Raw genomic sequence first — 12704 nt, 5'->3', positions numbered from 1 at the left:
CGCTGACGCTTACCCGGCCTACGGTTTGTAGGCCCTGCAAGCGAAGCGCCGCTGGGCGAAAAGCTCACCCCTCCGACGCCGGAACGACCATCGGTTTTTCCGGCTTCGCTCTCACCGCAATCACCACCCCAACGACCAGCAGCGCGATCCCGCAGGCCGTTAGCAGCGGCGGCACGCTCTGACGCATCAGGAAGGTATAGAGCAGCCCTGCCAGCGTCTCAAAGACAATCAGCGGCCCCAGTATCACCGTCGGCAGCTTCTGGCTGGCAATGTTCCAGCACAGCGCGCCCACCCACGAACAGAGCACGGCAATGGCGACCATTAACCCGACGAATACCCACGGGCGCGGTCCGAAGGGCAGGGTAAATGCCGGTTGCTGGCTACCCAGCCAGACACACGCGCCCACATAGCCCAGCAACGAGACAGGGAGGGTGACCAGCGCCTGCGCCGTCGCCCACATCATCGGATGTTTATCCGGGTTTTCCCGCAGCCAGCGTGCATTGCGCAGGGCATACCAGGCCCAACAGACAACCGAAATAAACGCCAGAAAGATCCCTGAGCCGTAACGCCATAAGCTGAAGTTTTCAAGGCCGTGGCGAAGCTCGGCAATATTCACGCACACCAGCCCCACGGCGATGCAGACCAGAGCGGGCGCCATTTTTGACCACGCCAGTTTGCCGTCACGCTGGCTGTAAAGCAGGTTCGCGAAAACCGGGATGACCACCGGCAGCGTGCCGATAATCATGGTCGACACCGGCGCACCGGTGCGCTGAATGGCGCTCGCCAGACAGACGTAGTAGATCAGATTACCCATCATGGTCAGCGCCAGCGCGGTGAGCCAGTCCTGGCGGCCCAACTGACGCAGACGCGCGCGCCCCAGCCATGCCAGCGGCACGGCAATCAGCCCCAGCGCCAGGTAACGTCCGGTCGACTGCAATATTGCCGGGTACTCCGGCACAATCAGCGGGCCGACAAAAATCAGCCCCCACATCAAACCCGCAAGCAGGGCATACAACACGCCGCTAATCATTTTTCCATCCATCTTGATTCACTTTGCGATCAGTGTAGGAGGGCAAAACGCGCGCGTATTGTATTAGGTTGCGCATTAGCGCGGCATAACCTGTTTCTGGTAGCGCACGGGCGTGATGCCGTAGCGACGGGTGAAGGCGCGGGTTAAATGCGACTGATCGGTCAGCCCGGTCGCGGCGGCCACCTCGGCGGCAGGCATGCCGTGGGTGAGGAATGCTTTTGCGCGCCACAGCCGGATGGCCATCAGCATCTGGTGGGGCGTAACGTGGAAATGGGCTTTGAACTGGCGCTGAAAATGGTACGGGCTGAGCGAGACAACGTTAGCCAGCTCGTCCAGGGTCAGCGAGCGCATATAGTTGTCGTGCAGATAGTCGCGAACGCGTTCGAAGCGGTGCGCGGCCTCCTGCACCACCGGCGCATGGTGGGCCAGCGGCTGAAAAGTCTGAATCAAATCCAGTAGCAGCCCCTTCTGCGCCAGCGGATCGTTGGTGTGCCACAGGCCGTAAATTAACCGGCCAATCTGCCGCGAGCGCAAAGGGTCGTGGCGCGTGACGTCATTAAACCACCAGTGACGCAGGCCGGTGACCTCTTCCAGCAGGTCGGGTTCGATGTAGACCATTCGGTAGCGCCAGCCGCCTTCGGTGGCGGATTCCCCTGTGTGGATCTCGTCCGGGTTCATGGTCACGACGGATTTTTCCGCGGCAAGATGCTGGGTACCGCGATAGCGGAAGCGTTCGGCACCGGTTTCGATGGTGCCGATACCGAAGGCTTCATGAGTGTGAGGCTCAAAGGCGTAGTCAGAGATATGGGCGTGATAAAGCTCCAGGCCCGGCAACTGCGCCAGATGGCGAAAGCGCGCGCTGTCTCTCTCATCAGTGAACTGTTCCGGTACGCCTTGCACGGTGAGCCTCCTTGTGGGTCATCGCTTCATTATCAGAGATGACCCGAGGGGATGCCACAAAAAATAACCAATTTTTAACAACTACAGGATGGCTTTGACGCTTTCCGCCAGTGATGTGGTTGGGCGGCCGATCAGTTTGCTCAGGGTACGGCTGTCGTCGAACAGGCCGCCTTTGGACGCGCCGGTGTCGGAGTCCGCCAGCATCTCCGCCAGCCCGGCAGGCAGACCAACGCCTTTCAGCGCAGCGGCGAAATCGGCTTCGCTGAGGTTCTGATACGTTACCGGCTTACCGCTCTGCTTGCTCAGTTCCGCAGCCAGTTCGCTCAGCGTCCAGGCATTATCACCCGCCAGTTCATACACCTTGCCGGCATGACCCTCTTCAGAAATCACTTTCGCTGCCGCCGCCGCGTAATCCGCACGGGTCGCAGAGGCAATTTTGCCTTCGCCTGCGGCACCCATAAATACGCCGTGTTCCAGCGCTGGCGGCGCGCTTGCCAGGTAGTTTTCGGTGTACCAGCCGTTGCGCAGCAGAGCGTAAGGCACGCCGGAGGCCGCCAGGGCATTTTCGGTTTCGACGTGCTCAACGTGCAGACCCAGCGGAGATTTGTCAGCATGCAGCAGGCTGGTATAGGCGATGAATTTCACCCCGGCGGCTTTGGCGGCGTTTATCACGTTCTGGTGCTGTACGGCACGCTGGCCCACTTCGCTGGAGGAGATGAGCAGCAGTTTATCCACGCCGTTCAGCGCGGTGGTAAATGCGGCTTCATCGGTGTAATCCGCCTGACGCACAACGACCCCTTGCTGACGCAACGCTTCGGCTTTCGCCGGGTTACGCACAATAGCCACGATCTGGCTGGCCGGAACGGTTTTCAGCAGTTCTTCAATAACGTGTTGGCCAAGCTGGCCGGTTGCGCCGGTAATCGCGATCATGATGAATCTCCTTCGTGTTTGTCTGGTGTTGTGGCACACTATCACCATAACTAACTTTTAGTAAGTACGTACAAAAAGGTAAGTATGAAAACAACAATACCAACGCTCAGCGAGCAAATGCGCGATGGCAACCTCTTTGCGGAACAGTGCCCGTCACGGGAGGTGCTCAAACACGTAACCAGCCGCTGGGGCGTGCTGATCCTGGTGGCGTTACGTCAGGGGACGCATCGCTTCAGCGATCTGCGCCGCAAGATGGGCGGCGTCAGCGAGAAGATGCTGGCTCAGTCTTTACAGGCGCTGGAACATGACGGGTTTGTCGATCGCGTGTCGTATCCGGTCGTGCCGCCGCATGTGGAGTATAGCCTGACGCCGCTGGGGCGGGAGGTAAGCGAGAAGGTGGCCGCGCTGGCCGACTGGATTGAGGTCAATACGCCGCAGGTGATGGCGAATAGGGACGAGCGTGCGGCGTGAAATGCCGGGTAGCGCTTGCGCTTACCCGGCCTACGGGATTGAGGATTGCGGGTAGGCCGGGTAAGGCGAAGCCGCCACCCGGCACAATCATCGCTACCTGCTCAAATCCACCTGATAAATCGCGAACCCAATATCATCCGTCGCGACCTTTTGCATCGGATACTGCGCCTTATCCTTGATAAACGCGGCTGCTTTATCGGACGGAGATGTCTCAAAGCGAATATCCAGCTTAGTGTCGCTGTGGATCGGCGCAAGTCGCCAGTTGTTATCCACCGCCGGATGAATTTCACCCGTCTTTTTCGACTCCGCGCTGATCCACGCCGCCAGCACCGAACGGTTCTCATCCGGCGAGGCAAAGGCGATGTGGCTGTCACCCGTACCGGCAAACTTGCCGCCATAGGCGCGGTAGTTGTTGGTCACCACCAGGAAAGTGGTATTCGGATCAATCGCTTTGCCGTTGAAGGTCAGGTTTTTGATACGTTCTGCCTGCGGATTAATGGCCTGACATTCGCCGTCATATTTCGCGGGCTGGGTAACGTCAATCTGATATTCCACGCCGTCGATCACGTCGAAGTTGTAGGTGCGGAAACCGTCCCAGTTAATCAGCGACTGCGGTTTGCTGCTGTGCGGATCGATCTGGTTGAACTGCCCGGCAGAGCACTCCAGCCACTCCTTCACCTCTTTCCCGGTAGCTTTCACCACCACGAGGGTGTTGGGATAGAGGTAGAGATCGGCGGCATTACGGAAGGTCAGTTGGCCTTTTTCCACCTCAACGTAGCTGGCCGGATCGTTCTTCCGCCCGCCCACTTTGAATGGCGCCGCGGCAGACAGTACCGGCAGATTTGCCAGATCCGGATCGCCCTGAATATAGTGCTCCGCATAGGCTTTCTGCGCCATGTTGACTACCTGCACGGTCGGGTCATCCTGTACCAGCGCGAGGAAGCTGTACATGTTATCAGCCGATTTACCGATCGGCTTGCTGACAAATTCACGCGTCGCGTCGTGGTCATGCTTCAGGACGTCGACCAGCTTTTTATCTTCCCCTGCCAGAGATTTTTTGGCCGCTGCGTCGTAGATCGGACGCGCTTCCGCTTTCGACTGCGTGACTTTCCAGCTTCCGCTGTCGTTATTCAGCACCAGATCCACCACGCCAAGGTGGTCGCCCCACATGCCCGGCATCACCGATGGCACACCGTTGAGCGTCCCTTTTTCGATGTCCGCGCCTTTGATATCAGCGAAATCTTTGCCCGGGAAGACGGCGTGGGCGTGACCAAACAGGATCGCATCCACGCCCGGCACCTGGCTGAGATAGTACACGGAGTTCTCAGCCATCACCTGATACGGGTCGGCCGAGAGGCCAGAGTGCGCCACGACGACGACCACATCCGCCCCTTTCGCCCGCATCTCCGGCACGTATTTGCGCGCGGTTTCGGTAATGTCGTTGACGGTCACTTTCCCGTCGAGGTTGGCTTTATCCCACGTCATGATCTGCGGCGGCACAAAACCGATATAGCCGATTTTCAGCGTCTGTTTTTTACCGTCCTGGTCGACAACCTCGGTCTCTTTAATCAGATAAGGGGTGAAGAGCGGCTTCTTCGTCTTAACGTCGATGATATTGGCGTTAACGTACGGGAATTTCGCTCCTGCCAGCGCGTCGTGCAGGTATTTCAGGCCGTAGTTAAATTCGTGGTTGCCCAGGTTGCCGACGGCATAGTCCAGCGTATTCATTGCCTTATAAACAGGATGGATCTCGCCTTTTTTCAGCCCCTTCGCCGCCATGTAGTCTCCGAGCGGGCTGCCCTGAATTAAGTCCCCGTTATCGACCAGCACGCTGTTTTTCACTTCACCGCGGGCGGCGTTGATCAAACTTGCCGTGCGTACCAGTCCGAATTTTTCCGTAGGGGTATCTTTGTAGTAATCGAAGTCCATCATATTGCTGTGCAGATCGGTGGTTTCCAGAATACGGAGATCCACCGTCGCTGCCTGAACGCTTGCCGCAATCAGCGTTGCCAGGAGCGTTGCGCTAAACTTAATCATCTGAGGAGTCCTTTTTTCGATCCAAGCCACAAAAGAATATGTATGTAGTATTTGTTGCTTACAGAAGTGTGAATGCTGCCAGAAAAAAGGGCGCTGAAACCAGAATTGCTTCACAGATAGCGGAATTGTTCACATTACGATATAACTAAAACAATAAGTTATGCCCACTGCGTTAACGAAGAGGTGGAGAATGTTAGATAAAATTTGTCAGCTCGCACGGGATGCGGGTGATGCCATTATGCAGGTGTACGACGGTGCGAAACCGATGGATGTTGTCAGCAAAGCGGATGACTCCCCGGTGACGGCGGCGGATATCGCGGCGCATGCGGTGATCCTGAAAGGTTTGCAGGCCCTGACGCCGGATATACCGGTCCTTTCTGAAGAAGCGCCCCAGAGCTGGGATGAACGTCAGCACTGGCAGCGTTACTGGCTTGTCGACCCGCTGGATGGCACGAAAGAGTTTATCAAGCGTAACGGTGAATTCACCGTCAACATCGCCCTGATTGAAAAAGGAAAAGCGGTGCTTGGCGTGGTTTACGCCCCGGTGATGAAAGTAATGTACAGCGCGGCGGAAGGTAAAGCCTGGAAGGAAGAGTGCGGCGTGCGTAAGCAGATCCAGGTGCGTGATGCCCGTCCTCCGCTGGTGGTGATCAGCCGCTCGCACAGTGACAGCGAGCTGGAGGAGTATCTGCAACAGCTGGGTGAACACCAGACGACATCGATTGGCTCGTCGCTGAAGTTCTGTCTGGTGGCGGAAGGGCAGGCGCAGCTGTACCCCCGTTTCGGGCCGACGAACGTCTGGGATACGGCGGCAGGGCATGCGGTGGCGGCGGCCGCTGGCGCGCATGTGCATGACTGGCAGGGTAAGCCACTGGACTACACCCCGCGCGAGTCATTCCTGAATCCGGGCTTCCGGGTATCACTTTACTGAGTCAGTAGCTTATGCAGCAGGGCAACCACCTGCTGCACCTCATCCTGCGTCAGCGCGCCGTCTTTAACCCACTGTACGCGACCGTTTTTGTCCAGCACGACAATCGCTGAACTCTCTTCTTCCAGCTGCCACGCCTTACGCGTCACGCCGTTGCTGTCGACAATAAACTGCGACCAGGGATAGAGCTTCTTATTGCTCTCAAGGCTTGAGCGCACAAACATCCCGGAGCCGGGAATCGCGTCGTCGGTGTTCACGATGGTGGTGGTCTGGTAGCGATCGTGCGGGAGTTTTGCGGCTTTGATCGCTTCCACGAGGGTGGCATTTTTCTCTTTAGCGGATGTACGTCCGGCAATATGTTGTACAACTCTCACTTTGCCCGCAAGCTGCGCGCTATTCCAGGCTTTATAGCTAAACTTATCATTGTCGAGAATCAATTCTCCCCGGTCAGCAATCCCGACCGGCGGGACACGTTGTCCTTTTTCAATGTTGTGTGCGGAAGCCATCAGCGGCAGCAACAGGCAAGCTGCTGCCAGGAGGTTACGTAGGGTCATGGTGTTTCCTTATTGTTAGCAGGTGATCCGACCACTTGGTCATGCGCTTTTAATCATAAGTGCGATCAATAGGCTTTTCCCGCAATCCCGATGCCAGTTTGCGGGCGAACGCACATATCCATGCAAAAACGACGGCATATACTGCGCTGTATCACGCTTTGCAAAGATTATTCTGAATAATTGTAATCAAACGGTAAATAAACTTATGCACACTGGGTAAGTACGAGGTTCTGGTCTATAGTCATTGGGCATCAAAATTTGCGCTCAGGACAGTCGGGCCGATTGTGGCACCGCAAGAGCGTATGATTCGCAGGAGATACAAGAATGAAAATTTTCCAACGCTACAACCCGCTTCAGGTGGCGAAGTACGTGAAGATCCTGTTCCGTGGACGGTTGTACATCAAGGATGTTGGCGCTTTTGAGTTCGATAAGGGCAAAATCCTTATCCCAAAAGTGAAGGACAAACAGCACTTGTCTGTGATGTCCGAAGTCAACCGTCAGGTTATGCGTCTGCAAACTGAGATGGCTTAACCAACGTGCTATGCAGTAGTAGTTAAAAAGACGGCTCCCGATGGGAGCCGTTAATGTTTGTGGGGCATACAAAGGATTACGCCGATACCTTCTCTTCCGCATCCGGCAGTTTCGGCACCAGCACGGTTGGTTTGCTATCAATACGCGTTACCAGCAGTTGGTCGATGCGGTAGTTATCAATATCAACCACTTCAAACTTGAAGCCGGAGAACTTCACCGAGTCGGTACGTTTCGGGATTTTACGCAGCATAAACATCATAAAGCCGCCGATGGTCTCGTAGTTGCCGGACTGCGGGAACTCGTCAATGTCGAGTACGCGCATGACGTCTTCAATCGGCGTACCGCCATCGATGAGCCATGAATTTTCGTCACGCTGAACAATCTGCTCTTCCAGCCCCTGGCCGACCAGGTCGCCCATCAGGGTCGTCATAACGTCGTTGAGGGTGATAATGCCCACCACCAGCGCGTATTCGTTCATGATCACCGCGAAGTCTTCCCCGGCGGTTTTGAAACTTTCCAGCGCTTCGGAGAGCGTCAGGGTGTCCGGCACTATCAGGGTGTTGCGGATCTGCACGCCGCTGTTCAGCGCCAGGCTCTGGTTTGCCAGCACGCGGTTCAGCAGGTCTTTGGAGTCCACATAGCCGATGATATGGTCGATATCTTCGTTACAGACCAGGAACTTGGAGTGCGGATGCTGCGCCACTTTGGTCTTCAGGCTCTGCTCGTCTTCATGCAGATCGAACCAGATGATGTTTTCACGGCCGGTCATGGAGGACGGCACGGTACGGGATTCCAGTTCGAAAACGTTCTCAATCAGCTCGTGCTCCTGCTTACGCAGCACGCCTGCCAGCGCCCCGGCTTCCACCACCGCATAAATATCGTCGGAGGTGATGTCGTCTTTACGCACCATCGGCAGCTTGAAGATGCGGAAAATGACGTTCGCCAGGCCGTTAAAGAACCACACCAGCGGACGGAAGACATACAGGCAGAAGCGCATCGGGTTGATGATACGCAAAGCCACAGCTTCTGGCGCAATCATACCGATGCGTTTCGGGGTCAGGTCCGCGAATAAAATGAACAAGCCGGTGACCAGGGAGAAGGAGAGGATGAAGCTCAACTGCTCGGCCAGCTCTACGGACATGTACTTAACAAAGAGGCTATAAAACGCCGGAGAAAACGCTGCATCGCCCACGATACCGCCAAGGATGGCGACCGCGTTCAGGCCAATCTGCACCACGGTAAAGAACATGCCGGGGTTTTCCTGCATTTTCAGAATGCGTGATGCGTTGATGTTGCCCTCGTCGGCAAGCAGCTTCAGTTTGATTTTACGGGAGGCAGCCAGCGAGATCTCCGATATCGAGAAAAATGCACTGACGGCAATAAGACAAAGTATTACTAAAATACTGTTTAACATAGTTTATCCGGCTTCTCGCCAGATCCTCAGAAGGGGAGTTGATACCATTCGTGTGAAGACACATTGAACTCAGCTCGTAGCGTTGAGCCGATTATTTCAGCGGTAGTATAGCGTAAAGACGTGTAAACCTGCCAGAGGTCACGTTTTCGGCAAAAAAAGCCGGACCGGCATGGGGCCGATCCGGCGAGAAGGGCTATTTCACGGTGGATAAGTTTTCGCCCACAGCCAGGCGTGTGGCATCGCCGCCCCAGACCTGATCGTACTCATAGCCTGTCAGCTGTTTGATGACCACGCGGGTGCTGGCGTCGCAGTCGCGATAGTCGCCACCGAGCTTCCGACGCGCGATCTCCTTGAGCAGCACCTTATGCGTCTCGCGGGTCAGCTTAAATTTGTAGGTCGCGAAGAAGCTCACTGCCAGCAGCGCGGCGGTGGCAAAAATCATCAGGCCAATTATTGCTCCCAGCGCGCTTTCAGGCTGTGCGCCACTGCCTTTCACAAAACCGGACTCCTGCAACACCAGGCCGATAATCATAATCGCAATGGCGACGGTGCTTTTGCGGGTCAACACCATTACGCCAGCGAAAATGCCTTCCCGGCGCTGCTGCGTGACGATCTCGTCGATATCCGGAATAAAGCTATAAATATTCCACGGAATGTAATAGAGGCCGGAACGGGCTGCACCCAGCAGGATGAAGACGGCGGAGAACAGCAGCGTTGGCACCTCTGTTTTGGTGAGATAAACCGTAAACAGGAATGCCAGCACCAGGAAAATGCAGCTATACGAAAGGCGCAGTGCGGCGGAAGGGGTCATGTTCAGCCTGTTGAGTAACAGCATAAATCCGTACGTGCCGGGCACGGAGGCAAAAGCCGCAATACTTAGCCAGCCGGACACTGCTGCCGCATCCTGACTCAGGCAATACACCACGTAATAGGTAAAGACTGAACCAAATACGTCCATCGCGGTGAAGGAGAAAATATAAATAAGAATATGCAGGCGGAAAGCGCGAATACGAAAAGAAGAGAAGAGATCCAGCACCAGATATTTGAGGTGATTAATTACTCCGCTGCTGCGCTGGGTATCAACTTTGAAGTCATACTCCTGATGCACATCTTTTGCTTCCCAGGTGCTGTACCAGGTAATAAATACCGCGATGCAAAAGACGCAGGAAAATATCAGTCCGGTTAGCGTGTAGGTAAAGGAATTATCTTTGCCGGTAAATTGCATAATCACGCCCGGAACCGACACCGCAAGAAAACCGCCCAATTGCGAGCAGATCATCCGTACGCCCGACAGGCGGCTGCGCTCTTCATAGCGGTTGGTCATCTCCGCTGCGAGGGTTTCCCACGGCACCAGCACCATCGCTGAAAGCAGTTCGATGGAAAGATAGGTGCCCAGGTAATACCAGTAACCCATGTCCGTCAGCCACAGCAGAGCATAGAGGAACATTAAGGGAGAGCTGAGTAATAAGAAGAAACGGCGACGGCCAAATTTACGCCCAAGCCAGGTGTCGCCGAAATTGTCGGTGATGTAACCCATTATCGGGCTTAATACCGCGTCAATGACGCGGGCAATAGCAAATATAGAGCCGGCTTCCACGACGGATAATCCGCAATAGGTGGTGTAAAAAAATAACAGCCAGGTGCCGATAATGGCGAAAGCGCCTCCGCCAAAGAGGTCGGTTATGCCGTAGCCAAGCGCCACGCCATAACCCACTCTGCGTTCAGTTGGTTTAACCATAATAATATCCAGTGTAGGGTAGATGTAGAGGTTGTATTTTTATTGCACTGCTGGACTACACGTGACGTTCTAATTATTAATATCTATCCATTGTCTTAACTGAGATGACCGATAAAAAGCCTCCACAATCTTGAGTGATTTTCCGGCGGTACAAATATCGGTAAAATCCGTACTCTCCGGGTGATGAATAGCGTGATAAAAACGGCGGATCGCCTGCTGGTGTCCTAATCCCCAGTAACTTTTTGCGGTGCCATCAGGAGAGGCATCGCTTTCCAGGCGAAATCGTTCGCCGGGCGTTATGCGCCAGAGCGTGTTGTCGTTGAGCAGCAGTGAGCCGCGCTCGCAGTGGATCTCCAGACAGAGGGGGGAATCCGTGGTGTGGCAGTTGCTGGCATAAAACAGACCGCGCGCACCGTTGGTAAAGTGAAGCGTGGCCATCGCGCTGTCTTCCCCTTGCGTGACGTCAGCCAGTTCCCCGCTGTCGACTACCCCCTTCAGCCGCGTGACGCCACCCGCGAACCACTGCATCAGATCGAGGGTATGGATCGCCTGGTTGATTAGCAGGCTTCCACCTTCCGTTGCCAGCTGCCCGCGCCACGGGCTTTCCGTGTAATACGCCCCCGAGCGGGACCAGGTCAGCACAGCTTTGATACTTAACATCTTTCCCAGTACGCCTTCCGCCAGCTCCTTGCGAATGCGCAGGCTGGTCGGATTGAGCCGGTTCTGGTAGCAGACGCCGAGCCTGCCGGGTGCCTGCGCGGCGGCAGAGGCAATGTCGGCAAGCTCGCTGCTGTTCATGCCCACCGGTTTTTCGCAAAAGACATGTTTCCCGGCGGCCAGCGCCGCCAGAATCATGTTTTTGTGCTCGAAGTGGGGCGTGCAGATATGCACCACGTCGATGCTGTCATCCAGCAGCATTTCCCGGTAATCCTGATAAAAGCGGCACTGATAGTTCATCGCCAGCTTCAGTCCTTTGACGCTGTCGATATCGACCAGCGCGCGCAGCGCGACATTGGGGATTTGCCTCAGGGCATTCACATGGCAACTGTGAATAGCCCCGGCACCGATAATCGCCGTGTTCAGGATGTTCATGTCGTCCCCTTAGTCAGCTGCGTTTGCGAGCATTTGTGCTTTCACGCACAGTTCGGCAGCTTTGAAAGCATGCGCCTGAGTCATGGCATTTTCGGTGCGGTGCAGGCAGTCGAGGATCAGTTCGCCAAAGTACGGGAACCCAACCTGCCCGGCCACAGGATAGCGGAACTCGCCCTCGTTATTGACGAGGTAGACGACATCCTGCTCACCCCGGGTGAGATCGACATATTTACGGATTTCGATATACCCGTCGGTACCGAGCAGCGTCAGGCGACCATCGCCCCAGGTGGAGAGCCCGTCAGGAGTGAACCAGTCACAACGGAAATAGCCGCTGGCGCCGTTTTCTCCTTTGAGCATGGCGTCGCCAAAATCTTCGAATGCGGGATACTGCGGGTGGTTAACGTTGCGCACCTGGCTGGCGACCACGGTGGCGTCGCGGTTGCCGGTATAAAACAGGAACTGCTCGATCTGGTGGCTGCCGATGTCGCACAGGATGCCGCCGAAATAGCGGCGATCGTAGAACCAGTCCGGGCGGCCAGTCCCTTCCCGGTGCGGCCCCATGCCAAGGGTTTGCACCACGCGACCAATGGCGCCTTGCTGTACCAGCTGCCCGGCAAAGACCGCGCTTTCCACGTGCAGACGCTCGCTGTAGTAGACCGCGTATTTTTTCCCGGTTTTCTCCACCATCGCTTTGGCGTCTGCCAGCTGTTCAAGGGTGGTGAGCGGCGCTTTGTCCGTGAAGTAGTCTTTGCCAGCCGTCATCGCCTTCAGCCCCAGCGCACAGCGTTCGGAGGGGATGGCCGCCCCGGCCACCAGGCGCACGTCGCCATCGGCGAGAATAACGTCCAGGGAATCAGCCACCTTCACCTGCGGGTACTGCTGAACAAACGTGTCCACTTTCGCCGGATCGGGATCGTAAACCCACTTCAGCGTGGCACCTGCTTCAATCAGGCCATTACACATTCCGTAGATATGGCCGTGGTCGAGCGCGGCGGCGGCAAATACAAATTCACCCGCCTGCACCACCGGCTGCGGTTTGCCCACCGGCGCGTAGTTCATTCCGTCATTCTTGTTCATGG

The 12704-nt window shown here is 56.0% G+C and carries 12 protein-coding genes; 3 read left to right on the top strand and 9 right to left on the bottom strand.

Annotated elements, in window-relative coordinates:
* Positions 1-64: 64 nt before the first annotated feature.
* From ACOTY5_RS15215 to ACOTY5_RS15205, 3 genes are all read right to left on the bottom strand, one after another.
* On the bottom strand, positions 65-1030 hold the full coding sequence (locus ACOTY5_RS15215; RefSeq protein ID WP_017383939.1) for a DMT family transporter: 966 nt from the start codon (positions 1028-1030) through the stop codon (positions 65-67).
* 75 nt (positions 1031-1105) lie between these two features.
* Positions 1106-1930, bottom strand: a complete 825-nt coding sequence (locus tag ACOTY5_RS15210) for an AraC family transcriptional regulator (RefSeq protein WP_045141840.1) — start codon at positions 1928-1930, stop codon at positions 1106-1108.
* Positions 1931-2011: 81 nt separating this feature from the next.
* The gene (locus tag ACOTY5_RS15205) at positions 2012-2860 is read right to left on the bottom strand and encodes an SDR family oxidoreductase (RefSeq protein ID WP_017383937.1); all 849 of its coding nucleotides are present in this window, start codon (positions 2858-2860) and stop codon (positions 2012-2014) included.
* Positions 2861-2944: 84 nt separating this feature from the next.
* Here ACOTY5_RS15205 and ACOTY5_RS15200 point away from each other — a divergent pair, with 84 nt between their 5' ends.
* The gene (locus tag ACOTY5_RS15200; protein ID WP_022650268.1) at positions 2945-3331 is read left to right on the top strand and encodes a winged helix-turn-helix transcriptional regulator; all 387 of its coding nucleotides are present in this window, start codon (positions 2945-2947) and stop codon (positions 3329-3331) included.
* A 93-nt stretch (positions 3332-3424) separates the two neighbouring features.
* On the opposite strand, the gene ACOTY5_RS15195 is transcribed toward ACOTY5_RS15200, so the two are convergent.
* Positions 3425-5368 carry a bifunctional 2',3'-cyclic-nucleotide 2'-phosphodiesterase/3'-nucleotidase gene (locus ACOTY5_RS15195; protein ID WP_045141841.1) on the bottom strand — a complete coding sequence of 648 codons (1944 nt, stop codon included), beginning with the start codon at positions 5366-5368 and terminating at the stop codon, positions 3425-3427.
* 190 nt (positions 5369-5558) lie between these two features.
* On the opposite strand from ACOTY5_RS15195, the gene cysQ reads away from it, so the two are divergent.
* Positions 5559-6299, top strand: a complete 741-nt coding sequence (gene cysQ / locus ACOTY5_RS15190) for a 3'(2'),5'-bisphosphate nucleotidase CysQ (RefSeq protein WP_015572488.1) — start codon at positions 5559-5561, stop codon at positions 6297-6299.
* Here cysQ and ACOTY5_RS15185 read toward each other — a convergent pair.
* Entirely contained in the window at positions 6293-6850 is a 558-nt protein-coding gene (locus ACOTY5_RS15185; RefSeq protein WP_017383934.1) for a YtfJ family protein, read from the bottom strand. The two genes, cysQ and ACOTY5_RS15185, sit on opposite strands and share 7 nt — an antisense overlap.
* Before the next feature lie 324 nt (positions 6851-7174).
* Between ACOTY5_RS15185 and ACOTY5_RS15180 the strand changes: the two genes are divergently transcribed.
* On the top strand, positions 7175-7381 hold the full coding sequence (locus ACOTY5_RS15180; RefSeq protein WP_003856054.1) for a DUF1107 domain-containing protein: 207 nt from the start codon (positions 7175-7177) through the stop codon (positions 7379-7381).
* Positions 7382-7457: 76 nt separating this feature from the next.
* Here the strand turns inward: ACOTY5_RS15180 and ACOTY5_RS15175 are convergent, their stop codons facing one another.
* The 4 genes from ACOTY5_RS15175 to ACOTY5_RS15160 form a co-directional block, all read right to left on the bottom strand.
* Positions 7458-8795, bottom strand: coding sequence for a hemolysin family protein (locus ACOTY5_RS15175; protein ID WP_006810357.1), 1338 nt, complete (start codon positions 8793-8795; stop codon positions 7458-7460).
* A gap of 193 nt (positions 8796-8988) precedes the next feature.
* Positions 8989-10533 carry an MFS transporter gene (locus ACOTY5_RS15170; protein WP_017383932.1) on the bottom strand — a complete coding sequence of 515 codons (1545 nt, stop codon included), beginning with the start codon at positions 10531-10533 and terminating at the stop codon, positions 8989-8991.
* A gap of 69 nt (positions 10534-10602) precedes the next feature.
* Positions 10603-11625: a Gfo/Idh/MocA family protein gene (locus ACOTY5_RS15165; protein WP_032103138.1), complete on the bottom strand. Its 1023-nt coding sequence runs from the start codon at positions 11623-11625 to the stop codon at positions 10603-10605.
* Between the two features lie 9 nt (positions 11626-11634).
* Positions 11635-12702, bottom strand: coding sequence for a Gfo/Idh/MocA family protein (locus tag ACOTY5_RS15160; RefSeq protein ID WP_017383930.1), 1068 nt, complete (start codon positions 12700-12702; stop codon positions 11635-11637).
* Between the last annotated feature and the right edge of the window lie 2 nt (positions 12703-12704).

The sequence above is a fragment of the Enterobacter cloacae complex sp. SHL018 genome (assembly GCF_049237905.1).
GTDB lineage: Bacteria > Pseudomonadota > Gammaproteobacteria > Enterobacterales > Enterobacteriaceae > Enterobacter > Enterobacter hormaechei_C.
Note: the sequence above shows the minus strand (reverse complement) of the source record. Positions and strands in the feature narration are given on the sequence as shown.